The sequence below is a fragment of the Bordetella genomosp. 10 genome (genome assembly GCF_002261225.1).
Lineage (GTDB): Bacteria > Pseudomonadota > Gammaproteobacteria > Burkholderiales > Burkholderiaceae_B > Bordetella_C.
Genome location: NZ_NEVM01000005.1, coordinates 2054546 through 2078010, shown reverse-complemented (window position 1 = coordinate 2078010; position 23465 = coordinate 2054546). Strand labels below are relative to the sequence as shown.

The 23465-nt window shown below is 68.1% G+C and carries 26 protein-coding genes; 10 read left to right on the top strand and 16 right to left on the bottom strand.

Annotated elements, in window-relative coordinates:
• Positions 1 to 48: 48 nt before the first annotated feature.
• Positions 49 to 264, bottom strand: a complete 216-nt coding sequence (locus CAL29_RS25400) for a zinc-finger domain-containing protein (RefSeq protein ID WP_094855702.1) — start codon at positions 262 to 264, stop codon at positions 49 to 51.
• 90 nt (positions 265 to 354) lie between these two features.
• The gene (locus CAL29_RS25395; protein ID WP_094855701.1) at positions 355 to 1275 is read right to left on the bottom strand and encodes a branched-chain amino acid transaminase; all 921 of its coding nucleotides are present in this window, start codon (positions 1273 to 1275) and stop codon (positions 355 to 357) included.
• A 142-nt stretch (positions 1276 to 1417) separates the two neighbouring features.
• Here CAL29_RS25395 and CAL29_RS25390 point away from each other — a divergent pair, with 142 nt between their 5' ends.
• The 3 genes from CAL29_RS25390 (at position 1418) to CAL29_RS25380 (ending at position 4199) form a co-directional block, all read left to right on the top strand.
• Complete coding sequence (locus tag CAL29_RS25390) at positions 1418 to 2164, top strand: AzlC family ABC transporter permease (RefSeq protein WP_256977744.1); 747 nt, start codon at positions 1418 to 1420, stop codon at positions 2162 to 2164.
• On the top strand, positions 2164 to 2502 hold the full coding sequence (locus CAL29_RS25385; RefSeq protein WP_143277742.1) for an AzlD domain-containing protein: 339 nt from the start codon (positions 2164 to 2166) through the stop codon (positions 2500 to 2502). The genes CAL29_RS25390 and CAL29_RS25385 overlap by 1 nt, the downstream gene beginning before the upstream one ends.
• A gap of 215 nt (positions 2503 to 2717) precedes the next feature.
• Positions 2718 to 4199 carry a DEAD/DEAH box helicase gene (locus CAL29_RS25380; RefSeq protein WP_094855700.1) on the top strand — a complete coding sequence of 494 codons (1482 nt, stop codon included), beginning with the start codon at positions 2718 to 2720 and terminating at the stop codon, positions 4197 to 4199.
• A gap of 19 nt (positions 4200 to 4218) precedes the next feature.
• On the opposite strand, the gene CAL29_RS25375 is transcribed toward CAL29_RS25380, so the two are convergent.
• Positions 4219 to 4638: a thioredoxin family protein gene (locus CAL29_RS25375; RefSeq protein WP_094855699.1), complete on the bottom strand. Its 420-nt coding sequence runs from the start codon at positions 4636 to 4638 to the stop codon at positions 4219 to 4221.
• A gap of 149 nt (positions 4639 to 4787) precedes the next feature.
• Here CAL29_RS25375 and CAL29_RS25370 point away from each other — a divergent pair, with 149 nt between their 5' ends.
• The 3 genes from CAL29_RS25370 to CAL29_RS25360 all read left to right on the top strand — a co-directional run bounded on the left by CAL29_RS25370 (position 4788) and on the right by CAL29_RS25360 (position 7438).
• Positions 4788 to 5606 (top strand): EI24 domain-containing protein, encoded by an 819-nt coding sequence (locus CAL29_RS25370; RefSeq protein ID WP_373559809.1) that lies wholly within the window; start codon positions 4788 to 4790, stop codon positions 5604 to 5606.
• A gap of 48 nt (positions 5607 to 5654) precedes the next feature.
• Positions 5655 to 6461 (top strand): competence/damage-inducible protein A, encoded by an 807-nt coding sequence (locus CAL29_RS25365; protein WP_094855698.1) that lies wholly within the window; start codon positions 5655 to 5657, stop codon positions 6459 to 6461.
• A 107-nt stretch (positions 6462 to 6568) separates the two neighbouring features.
• Complete coding sequence (locus CAL29_RS25360; protein WP_373559808.1) at positions 6569 to 7438, top strand: IclR family transcriptional regulator; 870 nt, start codon at positions 6569 to 6571, stop codon at positions 7436 to 7438.
• Positions 7439 to 7444: 6 nt separating this feature from the next.
• Here the strand turns inward: CAL29_RS25360 and CAL29_RS25355 are convergent, their stop codons facing one another.
• The 3 genes from CAL29_RS25355 to CAL29_RS25345 all read right to left on the bottom strand — a co-directional run bounded on the left by CAL29_RS25355 (position 7445) and on the right by CAL29_RS25345 (position 11000).
• A complete protein-coding gene (locus tag CAL29_RS25355) occupies positions 7445 to 8668 on the bottom strand; it encodes an alpha/beta hydrolase family protein (protein ID WP_094855696.1) in 1224 nt (407 codons plus the stop codon).
• A gap of 7 nt (positions 8669 to 8675) precedes the next feature.
• Positions 8676 to 9665: a Bug family tripartite tricarboxylate transporter substrate binding protein gene (locus CAL29_RS25350; protein ID WP_179284186.1), complete on the bottom strand. Its 990-nt coding sequence runs from the start codon at positions 9663 to 9665 to the stop codon at positions 8676 to 8678.
• 354 nt (positions 9666 to 10019) lie between these two features.
• Positions 10020 to 11000, bottom strand: coding sequence for a tripartite tricarboxylate transporter substrate-binding protein (locus tag CAL29_RS25345; protein ID WP_094855694.1), 981 nt, complete (start codon positions 10998 to 11000; stop codon positions 10020 to 10022).
• Positions 11001 to 11501: 501 nt separating this feature from the next.
• On the opposite strand from CAL29_RS25345, the gene phaP reads away from it, so the two are divergent.
• Complete coding sequence (gene phaP, locus CAL29_RS25340; RefSeq protein ID WP_094855693.1) at positions 11502 to 12092, top strand: TIGR01841 family phasin; 591 nt, start codon at positions 11502 to 11504, stop codon at positions 12090 to 12092.
• Positions 12093 to 12309: 217 nt separating this feature from the next.
• Here phaP and CAL29_RS25335 read toward each other — a convergent pair whose 3' ends face one another.
• The 7 genes from CAL29_RS25335 to CAL29_RS25305 all read right to left on the bottom strand — a co-directional run bounded on the left by CAL29_RS25335 (position 12310) and on the right by CAL29_RS25305 (position 18126).
• The gene (locus CAL29_RS25335) at positions 12310 to 13359 is read right to left on the bottom strand and encodes a quinone-dependent dihydroorotate dehydrogenase (protein ID WP_094855692.1); all 1050 of its coding nucleotides are present in this window, start codon (positions 13357 to 13359) and stop codon (positions 12310 to 12312) included.
• A 64-nt stretch (positions 13360 to 13423) separates the two neighbouring features.
• Entirely contained in the window at positions 13424 to 14170 is a 747-nt protein-coding gene (locus CAL29_RS25330; RefSeq protein WP_094855691.1) for an arginyltransferase, read from the bottom strand.
• A gap of 49 nt (positions 14171 to 14219) precedes the next feature.
• Positions 14220 to 14984 carry a leucyl/phenylalanyl-tRNA--protein transferase gene (aat, locus tag CAL29_RS25325; RefSeq protein ID WP_094855690.1) on the bottom strand — a complete coding sequence of 255 codons (765 nt, stop codon included), beginning with the start codon at positions 14982 to 14984 and terminating at the stop codon, positions 14220 to 14222.
• The gene (locus CAL29_RS25320) at positions 14981 to 15559 is read right to left on the bottom strand and encodes an NUDIX hydrolase (protein WP_094855689.1); all 579 of its coding nucleotides are present in this window, start codon (positions 15557 to 15559) and stop codon (positions 14981 to 14983) included. Before CAL29_RS25320 ends, aat begins: the two co-directional genes overlap by 4 nt.
• Positions 15560 to 15616: 57 nt before the next feature.
• Complete coding sequence (locus tag CAL29_RS25315; RefSeq protein WP_094855688.1) at positions 15617 to 16516, bottom strand: LysR family transcriptional regulator; 900 nt, start codon at positions 16514 to 16516, stop codon at positions 15617 to 15619.
• Positions 16517 to 16547: 31 nt separating this feature from the next.
• Positions 16548 to 17147, bottom strand: a complete 600-nt coding sequence (locus tag CAL29_RS25310) for a DUF2946 family protein (protein ID WP_094855687.1) — start codon at positions 17145 to 17147, stop codon at positions 16548 to 16550.
• A gap of 16 nt (positions 17148 to 17163) precedes the next feature.
• On the bottom strand, positions 17164 to 18126 hold the full coding sequence (locus CAL29_RS25305; RefSeq protein ID WP_179284185.1) for an aldose 1-epimerase: 963 nt from the start codon (positions 18124 to 18126) through the stop codon (positions 17164 to 17166).
• Between the two features lie 94 nt (positions 18127 to 18220).
• Between CAL29_RS25305 and CAL29_RS31720 the strand changes: the two genes are divergently transcribed.
• Positions 18221 to 18439, top strand: a complete 219-nt coding sequence (locus CAL29_RS31720; protein WP_179284184.1) for a hypothetical protein — start codon at positions 18221 to 18223, stop codon at positions 18437 to 18439.
• A 43-nt stretch (positions 18440 to 18482) separates the two neighbouring features.
• Here the strand turns inward: CAL29_RS31720 and CAL29_RS31715 are convergent, their stop codons facing one another.
• The 3 genes from CAL29_RS31715 to CAL29_RS25295 all read right to left on the bottom strand — a co-directional run bounded on the left by CAL29_RS31715 (position 18483) and on the right by CAL29_RS25295 (position 21293).
• Entirely contained in the window at positions 18483 to 19073 is a 591-nt protein-coding gene (locus CAL29_RS31715; protein WP_179284183.1) for a hypothetical protein, read from the bottom strand.
• A 114-nt stretch (positions 19074 to 19187) separates the two neighbouring features.
• Positions 19188 to 20168: a Bug family tripartite tricarboxylate transporter substrate binding protein gene (locus CAL29_RS25300; RefSeq protein WP_094855685.1), complete on the bottom strand. Its 981-nt coding sequence runs from the start codon at positions 20166 to 20168 to the stop codon at positions 19188 to 19190.
• 285 nt (positions 20169 to 20453) lie between these two features.
• On the bottom strand, positions 20454 to 21293 hold the full coding sequence (locus CAL29_RS25295; RefSeq protein WP_094855684.1) for an IclR family transcriptional regulator: 840 nt from the start codon (positions 21291 to 21293) through the stop codon (positions 20454 to 20456).
• A gap of 256 nt (positions 21294 to 21549) precedes the next feature.
• Here CAL29_RS25295 and CAL29_RS25290 point away from each other — a divergent pair, with 256 nt between their 5' ends.
• Positions 21550 to 22443, top strand: coding sequence for an enoyl-CoA hydratase-related protein (locus tag CAL29_RS25290; RefSeq protein ID WP_256977743.1), 894 nt, complete (start codon positions 21550 to 21552; stop codon positions 22441 to 22443).
• Positions 22444 to 22564: 121 nt separating this feature from the next.
• Positions 22565 to 23464 carry an SDR family oxidoreductase gene (locus CAL29_RS25285; protein WP_094855683.1) on the top strand — a complete coding sequence of 300 codons (900 nt, stop codon included), beginning with the start codon at positions 22565 to 22567 and terminating at the stop codon, positions 23462 to 23464.
• Position 23465 lies beyond the last annotated feature (1 nt).

Sequence of the window (23465 nt, the reverse complement as noted above, 5' to 3'; positions counted from 1 at the left end):
GGGCCGCGGGGCGCGCGGCGCGCGTCGTCCAGTGCTCCGGTAAACGAATCAGTGGCCGTGCCCGGTCAGCACCGTGCCGGGCTTGAGGCGGTATTCGGCGCCGCAATAGGGACAGCGTGCGCTGCCGGTGTGCGCGACGTCGAGGAAGACGCGCGGGTGCATGCTCCACAGCGGGGCCTTGGGGCCGGGACAGAAGACGGGCAGGTCTTCCGCACCGACCTCGATGGTTTCGTGCTGGCGAGCGGTTGCGGCGGCGGCGGTCATGATGATTCCTGAAATGGGTAAGGGCAAAGCCGTTGGCGCGCGCGGCGCGCGCCGGTTGAAAAAAGGGCGGCCCGCGGCGGGCCGCGCCGGTCAGACCTTGGTGAGCCAGTCCTTGTGCTTGGAGTCGCGCCCCTGGACCACGTCGAAGAAGGCCTTCTGCAAGCGTTCGGTGATGGGGCCGCGGCGGCCGCTGCCTATCGTGCGGTTGTCGACCTCGCGGATGGGCGTGACCTCGGCGGCGGTGCCGGTGAAGAAGGCTTCGTCGGCGATATAGATATCGTCGCGCGTCAGGCGGCTGGTGCGGATGGGGATGCCCAGGTCGGCGGCCAGCGCGTGGATGGTGGAGCGCGTGATGCCGGTCAGCGCGGAGGCGATTTCCGGTTCGCACAGCACGCCGTCGCGCACGATGAAGACGTTCTCGCCGGCGCCTTCGGCCACGAAGCCTTCGGTGTCCAGCAGCAGGGCCTCGTCATAGCCGTCCTGCAGGGCTTCGGCGTTGGCGATGATGGAGTTGGCGTAGGTGGTGGCGACCTTGGCGCGCGGCATGGTCACGTTGACGTGCTGGCGCGCGAAGGACGAGATCTTGACGCGGATGCCCTGGGCCAGCGCTTCCTCGCCCAGGTAGGCGCCCCAGGGCCAGGCCGCGATGGCCACGTGCACCCTGGCCCCCTTGGGCGAGACGCCCATCTTTTCCGCGCCGTAGAAGACCAGCGGCCGCAGGTAGCAGGATTCCAGGTTGTTGGCGCGCACCACTTCGCACTGCGCGGCCTCCACCGTGGCCTGGTCGTACGGCATGGGGATCTGGTAGATGTGCGCCGAGTTGAACAGGCGGCGGGTGTGTTCCTTCAGGCGGAAGATGGCGGTGCCTTCGTCCGTCTTGTAGGCGCGCACGCCTTCGAAGACCGACAGGCCGTAATGGAGGGAGTGGGTCAGTACGTGGGTGGTGGCGTCGCGCCAGGGCACCAGCTTGCCGTCATACCAGATGAAACCGTCTCGGTCCGCCATCGACATGGTAGCTCTCCACAAAGAATGGGCCGTATTGTATCAATTGGCGCGGCTACAATACGCACTATCCCGGTGCGGCTGTCCGACGTCCTTGCACCAAGTCGATTCCTCCGGCATGCGCCGGAATTCCCTCGTCACAGGTAGCCCGTTGTCCTCCGAACCGGCGTTTTCCGATCCTGACATCGCGCTGATCCGCCAGGAGCGCCTGGCGGCCATGAAGGAGGGGCTGCGCGCCGTCGTGCCCTCGCTGATCGCCACCGCAACCTGGGGCCTGGTGACCGGGGTGGCCATGGTCAAGGCGGGGCTGACCGAATCCATGGCGCTGGCGATGACCCTGCTGCTCTACGCCGGCTCGGCCCAGCTCACCTCGCTGCCGCTGATCGCCACCGGCGCGCCGCTCTGGCTGATTTTCGCCGCCGGCTGCGTGGTCAACCTGCGGTTCGTCATCTTCGGCGCCGCCTTGCAGCCCTATATCCGCCACCTGAGCTGGCCGCGCCGCCTGGCGCTGGGCTATTTCACGACCGACATGGGGTTCGTCCTGTTCATGCCCCGCTACGGCGAGGCGGCCGAACGGGGCACGCGGGAACAGATCTGGTTCTTCGTCGGCGTCATCGCCCCGGGCTGGGTCGTCTGGCAGGCCTCCTCGATCCTGGGCATCTACCTGGGCGCCATGGTGCCCACCAGTTGGTCGCTGGACTTCGCCGCCGTGCTGGCCCTGCTGGCGGTGACGATTCCCCTGGCCGGCGCCCGCCCGATGCGGGTAGCCATGCTGGCCGCCGGGGTGGTGGCCTGGTGCGGCCAGGCGCTGCCCCTGCGGCTGGGCCTGGCGCTGGCGGTGTTCGCCGGCGTGGCGGCCGGCATGCTGGCCGAGCGCCATTGGCGCAGGAGCGCGTGATGCCGGATTTTTCGCAGTACGAGCTGTACGTCTATGCCGCGATCGGGCTGCTGACCGTCTGCAGCATCCTGACGCGGGCCGGTTTCGCCGTGTTCGGGGACTACCTGCCGCTGCCCGACGGCCTGCGCCGGGCGCTGCGTTTCGCGCCGGTGGCGGCGCTGACCGCCATCATCGTGCCGGAAATCCTGCCCTGGACGCCCGGGGAAGGGCCCCGTTTCGACGCCCGCCTGCTGGCGGCGGTGGTGGCCGCGCTGGTCTATTTCCGCACGCGCAGCGCGGTGCTGGTGATCGTCGCCGGCATGCTGGCCCTGTGGGGCCTGCGCTGGGTGGCGGGATAGGCGCGGCCGCCGGGCGGGCGGCCCGGCTGGCGGGGCGGAGAGGGGGCGGAGAGGGGGGCCGCGGCGCCGGCGAAATCCCCCGCGGGATCCCGCCGCTTGGGACCCGGACGCGGCAGAAACGCCCACCTGCGCTAAAATTACGCATTCCACAGCAATCCGGGCCTGACCTTTTGCCAGTTTCGTGCCTTGCACGTGGCCCGGTATCGCCTATCCTGATGACAGACTCCACCTCTCCCGCCGCGCCTACGCCGGCAGACGCCGCCACGCCCGCGCCCACTTTCTCGGACTTCGGCCTGCACCCGCTGCTGCTGCAGTCCATCGCCGACACCGGCTACACCACGCCCACGCCCATCCAGGCGCAGGCCATTCCGGTGGTCGTGTCGGGCCGCGACGTGATGGGCGCCGCGCAGACCGGCACGGGCAAGACGGCCGCGTTCACGCTGCCCATCCTGCATCGCCTGATGCCGCTGGCCAATACCAGCGCCTCGCCGGCGCGCCATCCGGTGCGGGCCTTGATGCTCACCCCCACGCGCGAGTTGGCCGACCAGGTCTTCGAGAGCGTCAAGCGCTACAGCGTGCGCACGCCGCTGCGTTCGGCGGTGGTGTTCGGCGGCGTCGACATCGGCCCGCAGAAGGAAGCGCTGCGCAATGGCTGCGAGGTGCTGGTGGCCACGCCCGGACGCCTGCTCGATCACGTCGAGCAGAAGAACGTCAACCTGGGCCAGGTCTCGGTGCTGGTGCTCGACGAGGCGGACCGCATGCTGGACATGGGCTTCCTGCCCGATCTCGATCGCATCATCCGCCTGCTGCCCAAGCAGCGCCAGAACCTGCTGTTCTCGGCCACCTTCAGCAACGAGATCCGCAAGCTGGCGCGTTCCTTCCAGAACGACCCGGTGGAAATCGAGGTCGCGGCGCGCAACGCCACGGCCGACACGGTCACGCAGATCGCCTATCCGATGACCTCGGAAGGCAAGCGCGCGGCCGTGGTGCACCTGGTGAAGTCGCGCAACCTGAGCCAGGTCATCGTCTTCTCCAACACCAAGATCGGCACCGCCCGCCTGGCGCGCCAACTGGAACGCGACGGCGTGCGCGCCGAATCGATCCATGGCGACAAGAGCCAGGCCGACCGCATGAAGGCGCTGGAAGCCTTCAAGGCCGGCGAACTGGAAGTGCTGGTGGCCACCGACGTGGCCGCGCGCGGCCTGGACGTGGCCGGCGTGCCTTGCGTCATCAATTACGACCTGCCGTACAACGCCGAGGACTACGTCCACCGCATCGGCCGCACGGGCCGCGCCGGCGCGTCGGGCGAGGCCATCGCCCTGTATACGCCCAGCGAGGAAAAATTCCTGCTGGACATCGAAAAACTGATCAAGCGCCAGGTGCCGCGCGGCCATCTCGACGTGCCGGCCGATCTGCTGGCGCGCAGCCATGGCCGGGGCGGCGAGCCCGAAAGCAGCCGCGAACGCCGCGGCGGCCGTGACCGCCACGAAGACCGGGACAGCCGCGGTTCGTCCGGCCGGCGCCGCTACAACGACGCCCCGGCGCGGCCGCCGGTGGACGATTTCTTCTTCCGCCCCTACGAGCCCAGCCCCTCGGCCCTGCAGGCCGAAGCCGACAAGCCCGACACCCAGGAGCGCGCGGGCGCGCCCAAGCGCAAGGTGGCCGTGCTACTGGGCGGCAATCGCAAGCCGTCCTGAGCATCCTGAGGACGGCGGCTCAACGGCCCAGCAGCGCCCGCACGTCGGGCAGTTGGGTCGTCACCGCCGGGCTGCTGTCGTCCAGCGTGCCCAGCAAGCGTTCCAGATGGCCGATATGCGGCAGCATCGGGCCGTAGAAGACGGTCCGGTCGCCCATCTGGACGAGTATCGTCGGGAAGTTCTCCACATCCTCGTCGCCGAGCAGGTCGGCGTGATCCTCGATATCGATCCAGGCGAAGGCGTATTGCGGCCATTGCGCCGCCAGTTCGTCCAGCTTGGGGCGGTATTCGCGGCAGGTATCGCACCAGGCGGCGCAGAAGCAGGCGACCAGGGCCGTGCCGGGGTCGCGCAGCCGCGCTCGCAGCGCCGGGTGGTCCGGTTCGAAGGCCAGGCTGGCCGGGACGGGCAGGGGGGCGGTGGAGGTCGAGGAAGCGGACATATCGGCGAGGCAGTGCCGCCAGCGGGGGGAACCCATCGAAGCAAGGCATCGCGGCGGGATGCCGCGATGCGCGCCCTGGGCGTCTCCGAACGTCTGGCCGGGGAGGATGTCAACTATCATACCCGCGATCTCCCGCGAGGCTTTCCTACATGATGACCAGACCTTCTTCCTCCGTGCCGGCCCGACTCGGCGCGCCGGCGCCCAGCGCCGGCATGGCCGGGATCGCGCGCGCCTTCAAGCGCGCCACGGTGTCGCAATGCCACCCCAGCATGCTGTTCGCGGTGCTGCTGCCTTTCCTCATCGCGCTCGCCGGCGGCATCCTGCTGCTGTGGTTCGGCTGGGCGCCGCTGACCGGATGGCTGCGCGACGAGGCGTCGCAATGGCACGTCATCAACAGCGTCGACGACTGGCTGATCAGCGTCGGCCTGTTCTCGCTCAAGGTCTACCTGGTGCCGGTGCTGGCCGCGGCCATCCTGCTGCCGCTGTCGGGCATCCTGGGGCTGGCGATCGCCGCGGTATTCGTCATGCCGCTGGTGCTGCGCCACGTCGGCGAACGCGAATACAAGACGGTGGCGCCGCGGGGTCGCCACGCCACCGCCGTGAGCGTATGGAACGCCTTGTGGGTCAGCCTGGCCTTCGGCGTGGGCTGGGTGCTGACGCTGCCGCTGTGGCTGGTGCCGCCGATGGCGCTGTTGCTGCATATCTTCTGGTGGGCCTTCGCGTTTTCGCGGATGATGCGTATCGACGCCATCGTCGAGCACGCCACGCCGGCGGAGCGCGAGCTGCTGCTGCGGCGTCACAATATGGGCTTCTGGTCGCTGGGCTTCATCTGCGCGTTGATCAACCTGCTGCCGCCGGCATGGATCTTCCTGCCGGTGTTTTCCGCGCTGGTATTCGCCCATTACGGGCTGGATGCGCTACAACGGCTGCGGCAGGAAACCGTCATCGACGTCATCGACGTGTCCTGACGCCGCCGGCCTCTTTGTTTTCAGCCTTCATCATTTCAGGGAATGCACATGGCGACAGCAAACGCGCGACGCATCGGACTGATCATCGTCGGCGATGAAATCCTCTCCGGACGGCGGCAGGACAAGCACTTTTCCAAGGTCGTCGAGCTGCTGTCGGCGCGCGGCCTGAAGCTGGCCTGGGCGCAGATCCTGTCCGACGAGCGGGACGCGCTGGTGGCGGCGTACCGGCACAGCTTCGCCACCGGCGACATCGTCTTTTCCTGCGGCGGCATCGGCGGCACGCCGGACGACCACACGCGCCAGGCCGCCGCGGCGGCGCTGGACCTGCCCCTGGCCCTGCATCCCGAGGCGGCCGAGCAGATCGCCCTGCGCTGCGCCGACATGGCCGCCGAGGGCCGCGGCAGCGCCGACATGAGCACGCCGGAAAACCAGCAGCGCCTGCAGATGGGGGTATTTCCCGTCGGCAGCGAAATCGTGCCCAATCCGTATAACCGCATTCCCGGTTTCTTCATCCGCGACCATACTTTCGTGCCGGGCTTTCCCGTCATGGCCTGGCCCATGCTGGAGTGGACCCTGGACAACCGGTATCGCCACCTGCATCACCAGGTCAGCCATGCCGAGCATTCCTTCCTGGTCTACGGCCTGCCCGAATCGCGCATCACCCCCGCCATGGAAGCCGTGCAGGCACGCTGGCCCGAGGTGCGCGCCTTCAGCCTGCCCAGCGTGGGCGAACGCGGCGAGCGCCCGCACATCGAATTGGGCGTGAAAGGCGAGCCGGTGGCCGCCGCGGCGGCCCTGGCCTTCCTGCGCGAGGAGGCGCAGCGCCTGGGGGGACGGATGACCGCCCCGGATTGAGCGGTTGTCAAAAGCCCGTTCGTATTTCACAATACGGGAACGATAAAAATGCTGCGACGCCGCAAAATCCCTTGCGGCGATCTCGGCGCGAGAAGGGTGTGGATTCCATGAGGCGTTCTACGACTGATAGCACCGGGATGGCGCCCGTGGCGGGCGTCCATACCACTATTGCCATCCAGGTTCTGGAGCGGGCCATGTCCCTGCTCGACGCATTGGCCGCCCAGCCGGAGCCGGTCAGCCTGAAGGAGCTGGCGGCGACCACGGGGCTGCATGCTTCCACCGCGCACCGCATCCTGAACGACCTGGTCGTCGGGCGCTATGTGGAGCGGGTGGACAACGGCGTCTACCAGTTGGGCATGCGGCTGCTGGAACTGGGGTCGCTGGTCAAGGGACGCCTGAACGTGCGCGAGGCCGCGCTCTCGCCCATGCGCCTCCTGCACCGGCTGACCGGGCAGACCGTCAACCTGTCGGTGCAGCAGGGCGATGAAATCGTCTATATCGACCGGGCCTGGAGCGAGCGTTCCGGCATGCAGGTGGTGCGCGCCATCGGCGGCCGCGCGCCGCTGCACCTGACGTCCACGGGCAAGCTGTTCCTGTCCACCATCGACGCGCGCCAGGTGCGCGCCTATGCGCTGCGCACGGGGTTGGCGGGCCATACGCGCAACAGCCTGACCGAGCTGGAGCCCCTGGAGCGCGAGCTGGCGCTGGTGCGCCGGCACGGCTACGCGCGCGACAACGAGGAACTGGAGCTGGGCGTGCGCTGCATCGCCGCCGGCATCTACGACGATACCGGCAAGCTGGTGGCCGGCCTGTCGATCTCCGCGCCGGCCGAGCGGCTGCAGGACGAGTGGATACAGCGGCTGAAGGACACCGCCGCGCAGATTTCCGAATCGCTGGGGTTCGAAGCCCCGGCGCCGGGCTCCGCTTCCGCCTCTGCCGACCTGGCCCTGACGCCCAAGGGCGCGCAGGCCGCGTAGCGGGGATCAGGCGAACAGGCGGTCTCCCGCCCAATTCCACATGTCGGCGACGACCAGCGGCAGGTAATCCCGCTGGCAATGTTGCGCGCCGCCTTCTTCGGGCGTGTAGACACGCAGGGTCTTGTCCTTGGAGCCGCATGACGCCAGCAGCTTGTGTGCGTCGGCCATCGTTACCTGTTCGTCCTCCGAGCCGTGGGTGATCAGGAAGGGGCAGGTCATTTTCTGGACGACGCCATCCAGTTTGAAGGGCTCCAGCTTTTTCAGCGCGTCGTCGTAGTTGTCCACGCCGAATATCCACAGGATGTGATGTCCTGGCACGGACATGCTGGCCTTGAGCGCGGCGTCGATCCGCTTCTTCCACACGGCGTGGTAATCCCATTGCGCGCCCCACGCAATGCAGCACGCCCAGCGATGGTCGAAGGCCGCCGCGCGCGGCGCATAGTAGCCGCCCAGGCTCATGGCGACGATGCCGATACGCCCGGGATCGACGTCGGCTCGCGTTTGCAGGTAATCGATGCAGGCACTGCCCGGCACCTCGTAATCGTGCCGCAGGAATTGTTCGCGAAAGCGGATCGCTTCGCCGGTGCCGGGGCCATCGATCACCAGGCATGAGATGCCGCGCTTGATCAGATCGGGCACGCCGCGCGTGAACTGGATTTCCTTGGTGATGTCCAGGCCGCCGAAGAACACCATGCAGGGCACGCGCTCGCTGCGTGGGTTCTGCGCATGGATGAAGTAAGCGGGCATGCTCTGGCCATTGTCGTAGGGCACTTCCACGACTTCGCCCTTGATGTCGCCCAGTTCGAGATGGCGCTTGAAGCACTTCATCGCCGTCTTGTAGGCCTGGTCCGACCGCGCCGTTTTCGGTGTCAGGAAACGTTCGCCGAATTGGTAGTAATTGCAGGCGCGCAGATAGGAATGCGCCGCCGAGTGGCGATAACCCTTGGCGTCGAAGCCTTCCGCCTGCTCGCGTATGCGATCTCCCATGGCCACGCACGCCTCGAACCATGCCTGGTCGTCGGTGCCGTCCTTGCCTTTGAGCATCAGGCCTATGCGATGCAGTTCACTGATGTCGCTGCCGCCATAGGGCGCCACGCCCATCATGTTGATCATGCCGGAGGACCAGCGGTAGTTGCCGGGGAAGTACTGGAAATACGCGGCGTCCTTCTTGCCCGCGACGGTGGCGGGCTGACCTGTGTCTTTGGACGGAGAGGCAATCTGCGTGTTCATGTGCCGCTTACTCCGGTTTGATATTGGCGACCTGGATCAGCTTGCCCCAGCGGGCGGATTCGGCGGCCAGAAGCGTGCCGAAACTCGCCAGCGATTCGTGGCCCGCGGTGTACCCCTGCGAGGCCAGCCAGCTTCGCGCTTCGTGGGTAGCCAAGGCTTTCCCCAGCACGTCGCTGATTTTTTTCAGGATCTCGGGCGACGTGCCGGCCGGAGCCAGTACGCCATTCCAGTTGTTGAACTCGAAACCCGGCAGGCCCGATTCGGACAGCGTCGGCACGTCAGGCAACTGCGGATAGCGGGTCAGGGAGGTCACGGCCAGGGCGCGCAGCTTTCCCTGTTTGGCCAGCGGCACGCAGGTGCCGATCTGCATGACGTTCATGTCGATGGCGCCGCCCAGCAGATCCGTCGTGACCTGCGCGGCGCCTCGGTAAGGGATGTGGTTGAGCTTGATTCCCGCCTGTTGGGCGATCAGCTCCGTCGTGAGCTGGCCCACGGTGCCCAGGCCCGCGCTGCCGTAATTGATCTGGCCGGGCTTGCTCTTGGCCAGCGCGACGAACTCCTTGAAGGTCTTGGCGGGGATGGCCGGCTTCACCACCACGCAACTCGGCGATTTGGACAGCAGGGTGATGGGCGCCAGATCCTTGAGCGTATAGCCGGTATCCCGCAATTGCGGGCCGACCGTCAGCGGACCGGGATTGGCTACCAGCAAGGTGTAGCCGTCAGGTGGGCTCTTGGCCACGTACTGCGTGCCGGGCGTGCCGCCCGCCGCGCCGCGGTTCTCCACGATGAAGGACTGCCCTGTCGCCGCGCTGAGCTGCTGCGCCACCCACCGCGCCTGCGCGTCGGTGGGCCCGGCCGCGACAAACGGCACGATGATGCGCACGGCATGGTCGGGCCAGGGCTTGCTCTGCGCGAGTGAAGCAGCGGGGATAAGCGTGGCGGCCGCCATGGCCGCGGCAATCGTCAAGGCGTGTCCCGGCGCCGTTTTTATAGCCATCGCTGTGAGTCTCTTGGGGCTCCATGGTTGCCGCCATACTAAGCGCATGGCCGCGCGCGATCCAATACCATTGCCAGGGCGCGCCATATCAACTTGCTATGTCCCGGCGATCAATGCTCGATCGAGCGGAATCCAGTGGAATTCGTACACGTTGGCGAAAAAAAAGCCGGCCGCAAGCCTCGATGCCCATCCAGGGCGTAGCGGAGCCGGCTTTGCCGGTCCGCCAACGCCGCCCCCTTGAGGGGGCCCGCGTAGCGGGTAGGGGGTGGGCCTCTCTTGGCGGCCCGGCGGCAAAAAAAAAGCCCGGCAAGCCGGGCTTTCCACACGGCCCGACGAGGGGCCGATCGATCGGGTTTATTGTTTTTCTACACCCGCTTTCTTGAACAGTTCCGCCCATTGCGGCACCTGTTGCCTGACCTTGTCGTCCAGCGCCTTCGGATTGGCTTCCTTCACGAGCACGGTGGCGCCCAGGCCGGTCATGCGTTCCTGGAACTTGGGATCGTTGACGGCGGCCTGCAGGCTCTTCACCAGCTTGTCCACGACCGGCTTGGGCGTGCCCTTCGGCACCCACATGCCATGCCAGATGCCCACTTCGAAGCCCTTGTAGCCGGACTCGTTCATGGTGGGCAGGTCGGGCAGGGTCGGCACGCGCTGCAGGCTGGTCACGGCATAGGCCTTGACCTTCTTGGCCGCGATCTGCTGCGTGGTGTTGGTGGTCTGGTCGCACATCAGGTCGACCTGCTTGCCCAGCAGGTCGTTCATGGCCGGCGCGGTGCCCTTGTACGGCACGGTCAGCAACTGCACGCCGAAGGCTTCGCTCAGCATGGTGCCGCACAGGTGGCTGGCGGCGCCGATGCCGGCATTGGCCAGCGTGACGCTGTCCTTGTTTTCCTTGACGTACTTGGCCAGCTCCTGGATGGTGTTGGGCGGGAAATTGTCGCGGGCGATGACGGTCATCGGCACGTCCACCACCAGCCCGATGGGCTCGAAGCTCTTCAGCGCGTCATAGCCCGGGTTTTTGTACAGGGACGGCGCGGTGGAAAAACCGACGTGCATCAGCAGCACGGTATAGCCGTCCGGGTCGGCGCGCGCCACGTAGGTGGTGCCGATGGTGCCGCCCGCGCCACCCTTGTTCTCGACGATCACCGTCTGGCCCAGGGTGGGGCGCATGGCTTCGGCCAGCGAGCGCGCCACGTTGTCCGTGGGACCGCCGGCGGCGAACGGCACCACCATATTGACCACATGATCCGGATAGGCGGCATGCGCCGCGCCAGCCATGCAACAGAAAGTAGCCGCCGCAAGCAGCGCGGAAACCGGACGGGCACGAAAAACCATTGACGTCTCCTCAGGGTTTATTTCGTCATTCGCTGCAAGCGGGCTGTCCATGCGGGAACGGGGCGTCCCATCATGCCTCCCTATGCTTCTTCTTTTTGTGTTCGGTATTTTTAAACGAGTCTAAGTAAGAAAGGCAACGGTGTCATCCCAGGTGTTTCCCCATGTTGCATCAGAACCGTAACAAAGCCGGCCTGCGTAGGAGGCGAGCCGAAATGCCATGTGAGGGAAGTGGTTTTTGCCACACAGCGCGGGTATCTCTTTGTTGCGATGCACAAAATGTGCTTGACATCAAATTGCACGTGCTTAAAATGGCAATTGTGCAGTGCAGCAGACGACTCGACCGGCAGTAGGGCGCGGGTCACGGGGCGCCACCCCTCGATGGCTACGTAGTACTCAAGTAATTGTTTTGTCCGGCTTTTCGTCGTGCATCGGCACACGAACCCAGACGGACATCTACACACACATCAGGGACCCGTGATGTCCCACACAGGAGATTCGTTCATGACCGCCATTCCGCAACAAGTTCTGGCCCGCCAAAAAGCCCAACTGAACACCTTCATCGCCGCTCAAACCGCGCTGTTCGCCGGTTTCGAAAAGCTGATCGACCTGAACCTGAAGGTCGTCAAGGCCAGCCTGGATGAAGTTGCCCTGCGTTCGCAGCAAGCCACCGACGTCAAGGATGCCCAGGAAGCCGTGGCTTTCTCGACCGGCCTGGTGCAACCGGGCGCGGAAAAGGCCCTGGCCTACGGCAAGCACGTGTATGACATCGTCACCGGCGTGCAGACCGAACTGGTCAAGCTGGGCGAAGAGCAGATCGCCGAAGGCCAGAGCCAGCTTTCGGAAGCCATCGACCAATGGTCCAAGAACGCCCCGACCGGTTCGGAAGGCGCTGTCGCCCTGGTCAAGTCCTCGCTGGCTACCGCCACCAGCGCTTTCGATTCGCTCACCAAGGCCGCCAAGCAGGCCGCCGAAGTGGCCGAGTCCAACCTGAATGCCGCCGCCAACGCGACCTTCAAGGCTGCTTCGGATGCCGCCGACGTTGCCAACAAGGTCGCCTCGCCCCGCAGCCGTCGCGCTGCCGCCGCAGCTTAAGCCGGTTTTTCACGGCCGGGTACGGGGAGACCCTCGCTTGGCCGGCCGCTTGAGCAGGGGTATGCTTTGTAGAGTTTGAGCAGAGCTGGAAATTGGGCCGCCTTTGGGCGGCCCCTTTTTTTTGCCTTGTCGCCGCCCCCGGTGAAAGAAAAAGCCCCCACGCCATGCGGCGCGGGGGCTTTTCTTCGTCGCCTCGTGCTTCTCGCCGTACTGCCTGTCAGGCGCCGCGCGTGGCGACGGCCTGGACGCATTCGCGGACGAGGGCGGGGCCCTTGTAGATCAGGCCCGTATAGATTTGCACCGCATTGGCGCCCGCCGCCATTTTCTCGCGCGCCTGGCGGCCGGAAACGATGCCGCCGACGCCGATGATGGCGAAGTCCTTGCCCAGGCGCTCGCGCAGGCGGGAGATGACAGCCAGGGACAGTTCGTGCACCGGCGGCCCCGACAGGCCGCCCGTCTCCTGCGCGTGCGGCAGGCCGGTCACGGCGTCGCGCGAGAGGGTGGTATTGGTGGCGATGACCCCATCCACGCCGTAGCGGGGCAGGGTGTCCGCGATGGCGTCGACCTGTTCGGCGGTCAGGTCCGGCGCGATCTTGACGGCCAAGGGCACCTGGCGGCCGTGGGTGTCGGCCAGTTCCTTGCGGCGCTCCTGCAATTGCGCCAGCAGGCCGCCCAATTCGTCGCTGCTCTGCAGGGCGCGCAGGTTCTTGGTGTTGGGCGAGGAAATATTCACCGTCACGTAATCGGCATGCGGATACACGCCCGACAGGCCGATCAGGTAATCGTCGGCGGCGCGCTCGATGGGCGTATCGGCGTTCTTGCCGATGTTCAGGCCCAGGATGCCGCCATTCGCGCGCCATTTGCTGCGCGTGACGTTGGCGATGAAGGCGTCCAGCCCCTGGTTGTTGAACCCCAGCCGGTTGATCAGCGCTTCGGCGCGCGGCAGGCGGAACAGCCGCGGCTTGGGATTGCCCGGCTGGGCGCGCGGCGTCACCGTGCCGACTTCGATGAAGCCGAACCCCAGGTTGCCCAGCGCGTCCACGTAGGCGCCGTTCTTGTCCAGCCCGGCGGCGAGGCCGACGGGGTTGCTCAGCCGCAGCCCCATCAGGTCGGCCGGCGCCAGCGGCGCGGCGTGCAGCAGCGAGCGCGTGGCGCCGCATTCGTAGGCGCGCTGCAGCGACTTCAAGGTCACTTCATGCGCGGTTTCCGCGTCCATGGCGAAGAGCGCCGCGCGGGCCAGGGGATAGGCGTGAAAGAGGATAGGCATGGGGGCGAATTGTAGAGGCAGAGCGTGGGCTCGGCGAGCCTTTCGGCGCGGGGCCGGGCCCAGCTTACGGCCGCGCCGCCCCTTCGCTTTCCCGCGCCGGCTGCCAGAGGCCGTTGACCAGCAACTCGGCCGGCTGGAAGTTGGCCTTGTAGGCCATCTTGCGGCTGGCCTCGATCCAGTAGCCCAGGTAGAGCCAGGGCAGGTCCAGCGTGCGGCATTGCTCGATCTGCCACAGGATGCTGTAGGTGCCCAGGCTGCCGTGCATGTCCGGGTCGTAGAAGGTGTAGACGGAGGACAGGCCTTCGTCCAGCACGTCGATGATGGAGACCATCGCCAGTTGGCCCGCCGGCGTGCGGAATTCCACCAGCCGGGTATTCACGCGGCTGGTCAGCAGGAATTGCGCGTATTGGGTGCGGCTGTCCTCGTCCATGCCGCCGCCGGGGTGGCGGCCCTGCTGGTAGCGCGTGTACAGGGAATAGTGTTCAGGCGACCAGGCCAGCTCGGCCACGAAGGATTGCAGGTCGGCGTGGTCGCGCCAGGCGCGACGCTGGCTGCGGTTGGGCGCGAAGGCGGCCGTGTCGATCCGCACCGGGATGCAGGCGTTGCAGCCGTCGCAATGCGGCCGGTAGGTGAACAGGCCGCTGCGGCGAAAGCCTTGTTCGACCAGTTGGGAATAGGTGCCAGCATTGATCAGGTGGCCAGGGGCGGCCACCTGCGAGCGGGCCTGGCGTCCGGACAGGTAACTGCACGGATAGGGCGCTGTCGCATAGAACTGCAGAGTGGAAAACGGAAGTTCCTTGAGCTGGCTCATGTGCGGCCGCAACCGGGCCGTGGCCGGCTGCGTAGGAACATGATAACGCCTAAACCGGATCGCCCGCAGGCGCGGGACGGGGATGCAGGCGGCCCTGGGTGTCGAGCCGCCCCGGGCGCCACGGCGGCGTGGCGCGTTGCGTCAGCCGTTGTACTTCGGCCACGAACCGCGCGCGCGGGATGGCGCGCGCGCCCAGGCTGGCCAGGTGGCGCGTCTGCTGCTGGCAGTCGATCCAGGGGACCTCGTGGCGGACCAGGAAGCGCACCAGGTGGGCCAGCGCGATCTTCGAGCCGTCGGTGACGCGGGTGAACATCGACTCGCCGAAGAACATGCCGCCCAGGCTGATGCCGTAGAGGCCGGCGCTCAGGCGCCCGTCGATCCAGGTCTCGATGCTGTGCGCCGCCCCCGCGCGATGCCAGGCGAGGTAGGCCTCGCGCATCTCCATGGTGATCCAGGTGCCGTGCTGTTGTCCGCGCGGCGCGGCGCAGGCCAGCAGCACCTGCTCGAAGGCCGTATCGACGCGCACCTCGACGGTCGCCGCGGGCGTGCCTTCCTCGCGCGCCATGCGCCGCAGGCGCTTGGCCAGGGAATGCGATTCGACGAAGTCGGCGCAGGCCAGCACCATGCGCGGGTCCGGGCTCCACCAGAGCACCGGCTCGCCATCGGAATACCAGGGGAAGATGCCTTTGCCGTAGGCCTCCCGCAGCCGCGCCACCGACAGGTCGGCGCCCGCGGCCAGCAGGCCGTCGGGATCGCGCAGGGCGGACTCGGCGGGCGGCAGCGGCGTATCGGGTTCCAGCCAGGGCAGTTTCAATGGGAGGTATCGAGCGAGTAGTAGTGCGGCCCGTACGTGCCGCGCCGGCGATCTTCCAGGTAGTGCCGCAGGGTCGTCACCACGGTGCGGAAGGAGAGATTGTCCCAGGGGATGTCCGCCTCGTCGTAGTAGCGCGCCTCCAGGCTTTCCGGGCCGGGATCGAGTTCGGGCCCCAGCGCTTCGGCCAGGTGGTAGACGTGCACCTGGTCCACCTGCGGGACATCGATGATGGTGAAGATGCCGCCCAGTTTCACCCGCGCGCCGGATTCCTCCAGGGTTTCGCGCGCCGCGCCTTGCGCGGTGGTCTCGCCCAGTTCCATGAAGCCGGCCGGCAGCGTCCAGGTGTCGTAGCGCGGCTCGATGGCGCGGCGGCACAGCAGGATGCGGCCTTCCCAGACGGGCACGGTGCCCACCACCAGGCGCGGGTTCTGGTAATGGATGGCGCCGCAGTTGTCGCAGACGTCGCGCTCGCGGTTGTCGCCCTCGGGGACGCGGCGGACGGTGGGGGCGCCGCACTGGCTACAGTAGCGCGAGAGGCGCGGGGCGGGGAAATAGGTGATGGGATTTGCACTCATGACGCCGATTCTAACGGGTGGCGCGCGCCGCGGCGCGTCATTCGGGCGGCAAGCGTCTCAGCGATCCGGGGCGGCGGGACAGAAGCGCGCCTCCAGGAAGGCGACGAAGGTGCGCACCTTGGCCGTCAGGTAGCGGCGGTGCGGATAGACGGCGTACATGGCGATGGGCGCATGGCTGTAGTCGCGCAGCAGCGGCACCAGCCGGCCGGCGTCGATGTCGGTGTCGACCAGGAAGCCCGGCTGCAGGACGATGCCGTGGCCCGCCACGGCCGCCGTGCGCAGGATGTCGCCGTTGTTGGCGCGCAGGAAGGTCGGCACCCGCACGGCATGGGTCTGGCCGTCCTTCTCGAAACGCCATTCGTTGCCCGTGCGGGAATATGCATATTGCAGGCAGCGGTGGCGCTTCAGGTCCTCCGGGTGGCGCGGTTCGCCGTGGGCCGCCAGGTAGGCCGGCGACGCGCAGACCTTCAGGGCCTGCGGCGCCAGCGGCCGCGCCACCAGCGTGGAGTCCGGCAGGCTGCCGATGCGCACGGCGACGTCGTAGCCTTCCTCCACCAGGTCGACGACGCGGTCGTTCAGGTCCAGGTCGATGAAGACGTCGGGATAGGCGGCGATGTAGTCGGCGATGGCGGGGCCCAGGTGGCGGACGCCGAAGGAGACCGGGGCGGCCACGCGCAGGCGCCCGCTGGGGCGGCTGTCCTCGGCCTGCAGCGCCTGCTCCAGGTCGTCGAGGTCGGCCAGGATGGGGCGGATGCGGTCGTAGAAGGCCTGGCCGGCGTCCGTCAGGCCCAGCTTGCGCGTGGTGCGGTTGAGCAGGCGCACGCCGTAGCGCTGTTCGAGGAACGCGACCTGGCGCGTGACCGCCGAGCGGGCCTGGTCCAGCTTGTCGGCCGCCGCGGCGAACGAGCCCAGTTCGACCACCTTGGCGAAAGTGCGCATCGCGCCGTGCGTGTCCATGGAATGTCCTCGGTGCGGGAGCGGTCGCGCTTCAAGCGCCGACGGCGTAGCCCAGCGCCTGGGCAATGCGGTCGCGGGTGGCGTGAGTCAGGGGCGCGGACGCCGGCCGGGCCGTGGCGGAGGCCGGCCGGTAGCAGACCTTCAGCGTGCCCTGGAGGGGCAGGGTCGCCAGGCTTTCCAGGGCCGGCGTGCCGTCTTCCAGGGCCAGGGCGTCGAGCACGCGCGGCATGTCGCGTCCGTCGAGCATGCCGGGGCCGGCGTCGGTGTCGGCATAGAGCCGGCCGTCCTCGTCCAGCCACCACGCGGCCACCCGGCGCACCGCCAGTCCCGTGTGGGTCTGCAGGCCGGCGCCGTCCGCGCTCACGCGCAGGATGTAGGGCGCGGCGTCCAGGCGCACGTAGACGCGCTGGGGGCCGTTCTGGAAAAACCAGCGGCCCTCGTCGTCGCGCGCGTAGTTGCGGTCGATGAAGGCGAGGATGGCGGGGCTCGCGATGCTTTCGCCCGGGCCGCCCTGGCCGGCATCGCCGTTGGGATGCAGCCGCCAGCGGCCGCGCTCGTCCAGCGACAGCCAGCCGGAAACCGCCGGCACGTCGGGCCAGCGCTTGATCGCGGCGAGTACGGCGTCGTCCATGCGCGTTCCGGGCGGGTCAGCGCAGCCGGCGCGGCCGCAGGGTCAGCGTGGCGCTCGCCTGCGCGCCGGGGGCCAGCAGCAGGGTGCCGGTGGCGCGGTCCTGGCGCACGCCGGGGGCGAGCTCGATCAGTTCGGGCGCCGGATCCCGGGCGTAGCGGTTGAAGGCGTCGGTCATATTGCTGACCGGCTCCACCGCGATGTGTGGCTTGCCCGGCGGCGTGAAGATCACCAGGTGGCCCAGCGGCGGCTCGGCCTCCAGGTCCACCGCCATGCCGCGCTCCGGCCAGGCGACGCTGGCCTGTCCGGCGAAGCCGTTGAATACGTTGTCCAGGTCGACTTGCGCCGCCGGCAAGCCGTCGCCCACGGCGCCGCCGGTGTCGAGCAATTCTTGCGGCAGGCTCTGGTCGTCGTTGACCCACATGTGGCTGACCTGCGCGCGCACGCGCGTTTGCGGCGTGCGCGGGAAATAGGGATGCCAGCCCAGCCCGGCCGGCTGCTCCGTGCTGCCGGTGTTGCGCAGCGCCAGCGTCATGCGCAAGGCGTCCTCGTCCAGCTCGAAGGTTTGCGTCGCGTGGAAGGGGAAGGGCCAGGGCAGGGGGGCATCCGGCGTCCGCGCGTCCGGCACCTCGTAGCTCTGTTCCATGCAGGCGTGCGTCGCGTCGTGGCGCGTCACGGTCCAGGGCCGCTGCCAGGTCAGGCCGTGTATGGGCAAGGGATGGTTGTCCGCGGTGCGCGGAATGTCCCAGGACTGGCCGCCGAAGGCCAGGCGGCCGCCGGCGATGCGATTGGAATAAGGCGCCAGGGGGTAGCAGGCCGTCACCCGCGATTGTTCGGGAATGCCGTCGGTGGGACGGAGCACGGGCACGCCGTGCCAGTCGTAGCGGAGGATGGTCCCGCCCAGCGCGGGCAGCAGTTCCAGCGTGGCGGGGCCTGCCGCAAGGCGCAGGGGGGTGAGGCGCGGGGTGGCGGTGTCGGTCATCGCTGGATTATAGGGATAGGCGCGTCGGCATGGCGCTTGCGGCCGCCGGGCATCCCCAACCGAGAAACGCCGTCCGACCGGACCCTTGCCCGCCATGATGAGCCTGTTGCTTCCCGCCGATATCCAGCCCGTCCCGTACCGCGCCCACATCACGCCCGAGCCGCCGGACGCCGATCCCGGCGTGCCGCCGCCGGGCGGTCCGCAAAGCCCGCCGCCCGATCCGGACGAGGCGCCGCCGCCGGAGGGCGATCCTCCCGAGGGCGAGCCGCCGGCGGGCGATCCTCCCGTGGATCCGCGGCCGGTGCGGATGTGACGGCTGGCGCGGCGTCTCGCCGGCCTTGCCGCGCCGCCGGCGCTCAGGGCAGCGGCTGGCTTTTGCCCGGACGATGGCCCGCGATGTCCCAGCAGGTCTTGCGCGCCCAGGCGAGCGCCGCGGCGAAACCGTCCAGCGGATAGTCCTCCAGGATGTCGTTGGCGCGGGTTTCGACGTCCCACGGTACCCGCATGCGCACCGTCCGGCCTTGCTCCATCTGCTCGATGGCCGCCGTGAAATCGTCGATCTCGGCCAGCGTCAGCACGGACGCGATCTCGCCTTTCGCGACCTGGTAGGTGCTCAGGAAGGGAATCGCCGGATGCGCGTCGACCTGCAGCGTGGTGGCCACGTGGTTCAGGTAAAGGTCGTGATCGGCCGGCTGGGCGCGTATCCATGCCATGGAGAAGCTCACGCCCCGGCAGTCGTCGACGTAGAAGTCGTAGGACAGCAGGGTCTTGTTGCTCGCGCTCCAGGTGGCGGCGCGCACCACTTCCTTGCCCGAGCCGCCGAGGACGCTGGTTTCCCACTTGCCGAAATCCGGCCCCTCGGACGAGGGGCTCGCGACCTGCGCCGCGGCGGGGCCGGCGGCAAGGGCCAGGAGCAGGGCAAGGCAGGACAGCGGACTCGGTTTCATCGGGGCAGGCCAGGGCGTTCCTAGGGACCGGCCCGGAGGCCGGCGGCGGGAGCGGACATTCTATTCATCCCGCCCCGCTTCCTGCCCTGCACCTTGATGCCAGATGTATCAGGCTTATTCCGCCTTGATCCCCAGCCGCGTGATGATGTCCGCGAAGCGCTTGATCTCGGAACGATAGAAAGTGCGCAACTGGTCCGGCGTCATGTACTCCGGATCGGCGCCCTGCGTCGCCAGGCTTTTCTTCACGTCCTCGCGCGCCAGGACGACCTTGGTCGCCGCGTTCAGTTTCTCGATGACCGGCGCCGGCGTGCCCGCGCGGGTGACCAGCGCATACCATTGGGCGAACTGGATGTCCTTGTATCCGGCCTCGGCCATGGTGGGCACGTTGGGCAGCGAGCCCGAGCGATGGGCGCTGGCCACGGCCAGGATCTTGATCTTGCCCGATGCCAGCAGCGGCGCCGCCGACGCCACGCCGACGAAGGCCATCTGCACTTGCCCGCCCATGGCGTCGGCCACGGCCGGGGCGTCGCCCTTGTAGGGAACGTGGACCATGTCCAGCCCCGTTTCCGCCTTGAAGGCCTCGCCGCACAGGTGGCCGGTGCCGCCCACGCCGCTGCTGCCGAAGGCCAGCTTGCCGGGATGGGATTTCGCATAGGCCAGCAGTCCGGCGATGTTGTCGATGCCCAGCTTGGCGTTGACGGCCAGCACGATGGGCACCGACGCCACCATGCCCACCGGCGCGAAATCCTTGTCCGGGTCGTAGGGCATCTGCTTGTACAAGGTCGGATTGGTGCCGTGGGTCGCGCTGTTGCCCATGAGCAGGGTGTAGCCGTCCGGCGCCGACTTGGCGACGAAACCGGCGCCCACGATGCCGTTGGCGCCGGCCTTGTTCTCGACCACGATGGTGGTCTTCAGCACGGTGCCCATGTGCTGCGCCATCAGGCGGGTGAGGAAGTCGTTGGCGCCGCCCGCGGCATAGGGCGAAATGGCCTGGATGGGGTGATCGGGATAGTCGGCGTGCGCGGCGGCCGCGCACACGCCCAGGGCGAGGCCCGCGGCCATGCGGGCCAGGTGTCGGGAAATCAGGGGTGTCATTATCGTCCTCCACCGCCCTGCGGGGCGGTATCTTTCTTGTGGGTGTGCGTCCCGCCGCGCGGCGGCGGCGGGATACGAAAAAAAGTCTAAGGACTCAAGGGCGGTTGCGAACGGGCGCGCGCGGCGTGGGGTGCAAATTCAAGTCCATAAATTGGACTTTCACGAAGCGGGGCATTTCCGTATCGCGGCCGCTTGCCGGGCGCTGGTTCCGCGTCCGCGGCGCCATGCGCGCTTTGTCCGCTTTGCCCGCTTTGCCCCCTTGGCCTCTTTGACCGCGCGGCTCGTTCACGCCGTTTCCGGTTCGGCGCGCGCCACCTCGTCGCGGGCCAGGTGGCGGCGCAGGTCGGCCTCGATCGATTCCACCGCGTCGCCCAGGCAGCGCACGACCATCTCCAGGCGGTCCTTGCCCAGGCGCGAGGCCAGCGTCGAGACGCTGATGCCCGCGGCCGGGGTGCCGTCCGGATAGCGGACCACCAGGCCGACGGAATGCACGGGCGGGTTGTCCATGACCTTGTTGGTGGCGTAGCCGCGCCGGCGGGTGGCGGCGATGCTGGCGCGCAGTTGCGCGTCGGTGAAGCGCGGGTTCTTGCGCTGGGTGCGCGCCACGTTGACGCGGCAGATGCGCTGGATCTCGTCGTCGGGCAGCGCGCTCAGCACCGCCAGGCCGCCCGCGCCGACGTTCAGCGGACGGTGCCGGCCGACGTCGAGCACGAACATCTTGATCGGGAACGAACCATCCGCGCGCGCGACGCAGACGCCGTCGAAGCCCGAGCGCACGGTCATGAAGACGGTGTCGCCGGTCTGCTCCGCCAGGGTCTCCAGGTAGGGATGGCAGATATCGCGCAGCGCCAGCTTGGGCGCCGCGGCCAGGCCCATTTCGTACAGCAGCGAACCCAGGTAGTAGCGCTTGCTGCGGCTGTCCTGCCGTATCAGTTGCTCGGCGATCATGCCTTGCAGGATGCGGTGCGCCGTGGGGCGTTCCAGGCCGGTGCGGCGGTACAGGTCCACCAGGCGGCTGCCGCTGCGATTGTTGGCGGTGATCAGGCGCAGCAGCGCCACCGCGCGGTGCAAGGTCTGGGTGCCCGCGGCCGCGCTGGCCGAGGGCGTGGGAATGCTGGGACTCATGGTTCTGTCTCCGCGTCGCATGGGTGGCGCTGCGTTTCTTCTATATGTTGGACCTGGCCGGCGTTGGCGCCGAGGTCACTTGTAACCGGAATACGGCGGGGCGGCGGATGTCGGGCCATCGGTATCTCGGTATGTGGACCTTTTAATGCGGCCGCGCCGCGCACGCGATCATCGTCTTCCCCTAGGATAAAAAAAGGCCGCGCGACTGCCTTCGCGTCGCGGCAAGGACGAAGAAACGAGAGGCCGAGGAGACAGCGTGAAGCACAGCGAGACGCGGACGAGCGCCGCGCCCTCCGTCGCGGAGACGGGGGATGCAGCAGCCAGCCAGGAATTGCTGCAAAGGCAGGAGGGACGCCTGCTCGTCCTGACCTTGAACCGGCCGGCGCGCCGCAATGCGCTCAGTCCCGGCCTGTATGCGGCCTTGCTGCGGGCACTGGGCGCGGCGGCCGCCGATGACGATGTGGGCGCGGTGGTGCTGACCGGCGCGGGCGGGGCCTTTTGCGCGGGTGGCGATGTGTCGCGCATGGCTGCCAGTGCTGGCGGCGGCGATCAGGGTTCGTCCGCAGGGGCGCCGGCGCTGTCCTTTGAACAGAAGATGGCGGCCCTGCGGCGGCGTACCGGCATCTGCGAGTTACTGCACACCATGCCCAAGCCCACCATCGCGATGCTGCGCGGCCCGGCGGTGGGCGCCGGGCTCAGCCTGGCCCTGGCTTGCGATCTGCGTTATGCGGACACGACGGCGCGGCTGCGCACCGGTTTCGTCGACGTCGGGCTGCCGGGAGATTTCGGCGGGCATTATTTCCTGCCGCGTCTGGTCGGCATGGCCAAGGCGCGCGAGCTTTACTTCACGTCGCCCATGCTGGACGCGTCCGCCGCGCTGGCGCTGGGGCTGGTCAATGCGGTGTCCGAGCCGGATGCGCTGGAAAGTACGGTAATGGGCGTCGCGCGCCGCCTGGCCGACGGCCCCCGCGTCGCCATCGCGCACATGAAGGCGAACCTGAACGACGCCGCCGGCCTGTCCCTGCCGGAAATGCTGGACCGCGAGTGCTGGCGCCACGTGCGCTGCACCCAGACCGCCGACCACCGCGAGGCCGCGGCCGCCTTCGTCGAAAAGCGCGCGCCGGTCTTCGGCCAGCCCGACCCGGCATGAACGGGGCCGACATGATGCGTGCAGGGCGTTGCGTGGAAGAAAAGCAGCCATGCGCGAGACGCCATGCGCAGGCAGCGACGCACAAGAAACCGAAAACCCTTGAATTTCCCAGGAGGATGGAATGAGCAAGCTATGTGAGGGCCGCGTCGTCATCGTGACGGGCGCCGGGCGCGGCATCGGCCGCGAGTACGCGCTGCAGTTGGCGGCGCACGGCGCCAAGGTGGTGGTCAACGACCTGGGCGTGTCGCGCGACGGCGTCGGCCAGGACCTGTCGGCGGCGCAATCCGTGGTGGACGAGATCCGCGCCGCCGGCGGCGAGGCGGTGGCCAACGGCGACGACGTGGCGGACTGGAACGGCGCGCGGCACATGATCGAAAGCACGGTCGCGCATTACGGCGCCCTGCACGCCCTGGTGAACAACGCCGGCATCCTGCGCGACCGGATGCTGGTGAACATGGAGGAAAGCGAGTGGGACGCCGTCGTCAACGTGCACCTGAAGGGCACGTTCGCGCCGGCGCACCATGCCGCCGTGCACTGGCGCAGCCAGCAGAAGCTGTCGGGCGAGCCGGTCGACGGGCGCATCATCAATACCTCGTCGTCCTCCGGCCTCTACGGCAACATCGGCCAGACCAACTATGGCGCGGCCAAGGCCGGCATCGCCGCGCTGACGATCATCGCGGCGCGCGAGCTGAAACGCTATGGCGTGACGGTCAACGCCATCTCGCCGCACGCGCAGACCCGCATGACGGAGAACCTGCGCGAGCGCACGGAAGCAGAAATCGCCGCGCGGCATCCGCGCTGGATCGCGCCCGTGGTCGTCTGGCTGGCCAGTGCCGCCAGCGCCGAGGTGACCGGGCGCGTGTTCGAGGTGGGCGGCGGCCATCTGTCGGCCATGGAAGGGTGGCACCGCGGGCCGGAGGCCGAGCCGGTGGACGATCCCGAGCGCATCGGTCCGGTGCTGCTGGACCTGGCGCGCCGCGCCCGCCGCAACGCCGACATGAAAGGCAACGACCTGGATTGAA

What these genes read in the sequence shown, in the direction of transcription:
- CAL29_RS25400 (WP_094855702.1), bottom strand. Translation starts at nt 264, where the DNA reads ATGACCGCCGCCGCCGCAACCGCTCGCCAGCACGAAACCATCGAGGTC.
- CAL29_RS25395 (WP_094855701.1), bottom strand. Translation starts at nt 1,275, where the DNA reads ATGTCGATGGCGGACCGAGACGGTTTCATCTGGTATGACGGCAAGCTG.
- CAL29_RS25385 (WP_143277742.1), top strand. Translation starts at nt 2,164, where the DNA reads ATGCCGGATTTTTCGCAGTACGAGCTGTACGTCTATGCCGCGATCGGG.
- CAL29_RS25380 (WP_094855700.1), top strand. Translation starts at nt 2,718, where the DNA reads ATGACAGACTCCACCTCTCCCGCCGCGCCTACGCCGGCAGACGCCGCC.
- CAL29_RS25375 (WP_094855699.1), bottom strand. Translation starts at nt 4,638, where the DNA reads ATGTCCGCTTCCTCGACCTCCACCGCCCCCCTGCCCGTCCCGGCCAGC.
- CAL29_RS25370 (WP_373559809.1), top strand. Translation starts at nt 4,788, where the DNA reads ATGATGACCAGACCTTCTTCCTCCGTGCCGGCCCGACTCGGCGCGCCG.
- CAL29_RS25365 (WP_094855698.1), top strand. Translation starts at nt 5,655, where the DNA reads ATGGCGACAGCAAACGCGCGACGCATCGGACTGATCATCGTCGGCGAT.
- CAL29_RS25360 (WP_373559808.1), top strand. Translation starts at nt 6,569, where the DNA reads ATGAGGCGTTCTACGACTGATAGCACCGGGATGGCGCCCGTGGCGGGC.
- CAL29_RS25355 (WP_094855696.1), bottom strand. Translation starts at nt 8,668, where the DNA reads ATGAACACGCAGATTGCCTCTCCGTCCAAAGACACAGGTCAGCCCGCC.
- CAL29_RS25350 (WP_179284186.1), bottom strand. Translation starts at nt 9,665, where the DNA reads ATGGCTATAAAAACGGCGCCGGGACACGCCTTGACGATTGCCGCGGCC.
- CAL29_RS25345 (WP_094855694.1), bottom strand. Translation starts at nt 11,000, where the DNA reads ATGGTTTTTCGTGCCCGTCCGGTTTCCGCGCTGCTTGCGGCGGCTACT.
- phaP (WP_094855693.1), top strand. Translation starts at nt 11,502, where the DNA reads ATGACCGCCATTCCGCAACAAGTTCTGGCCCGCCAAAAAGCCCAACTG.
- CAL29_RS25335 (WP_094855692.1), bottom strand. Translation starts at nt 13,359, where the DNA reads ATGCCTATCCTCTTTCACGCCTATCCCCTGGCCCGCGCGGCGCTCTTC.
- CAL29_RS25330 (WP_094855691.1), bottom strand. Translation starts at nt 14,170, where the DNA reads ATGAGCCAGCTCAAGGAACTTCCGTTTTCCACTCTGCAGTTCTATGCG.
- CAL29_RS25320 (WP_094855689.1), bottom strand. Translation starts at nt 15,559, where the DNA reads ATGAGTGCAAATCCCATCACCTATTTCCCCGCCCCGCGCCTCTCGCGC.
- CAL29_RS25315 (WP_094855688.1), bottom strand. Translation starts at nt 16,516, where the DNA reads ATGGACACGCACGGCGCGATGCGCACTTTCGCCAAGGTGGTCGAACTG.
- CAL29_RS25310 (WP_094855687.1), bottom strand. Translation starts at nt 17,147, where the DNA reads ATGGACGACGCCGTACTCGCCGCGATCAAGCGCTGGCCCGACGTGCCG.
- CAL29_RS25305 (WP_179284185.1), bottom strand. Translation starts at nt 18,126, where the DNA reads ATGACCGACACCGCCACCCCGCGCCTCACCCCCCTGCGCCTTGCGGCA.
- CAL29_RS31720 (WP_179284184.1), top strand. Translation starts at nt 18,221, where the DNA reads ATGATGAGCCTGTTGCTTCCCGCCGATATCCAGCCCGTCCCGTACCGC.
- CAL29_RS31715 (WP_179284183.1), bottom strand. Translation starts at nt 19,073, where the DNA reads ATGAAACCGAGTCCGCTGTCCTGCCTTGCCCTGCTCCTGGCCCTTGCC.
- CAL29_RS25300 (WP_094855685.1), bottom strand. Translation starts at nt 20,168, where the DNA reads ATGACACCCCTGATTTCCCGACACCTGGCCCGCATGGCCGCGGGCCTC.
- CAL29_RS25295 (WP_094855684.1), bottom strand. Translation starts at nt 21,293, where the DNA reads ATGAGTCCCAGCATTCCCACGCCCTCGGCCAGCGCGGCCGCGGGCACC.
- CAL29_RS25285 (WP_094855683.1), top strand. Translation starts at nt 22,565, where the DNA reads ATGAGCAAGCTATGTGAGGGCCGCGTCGTCATCGTGACGGGCGCCGGG.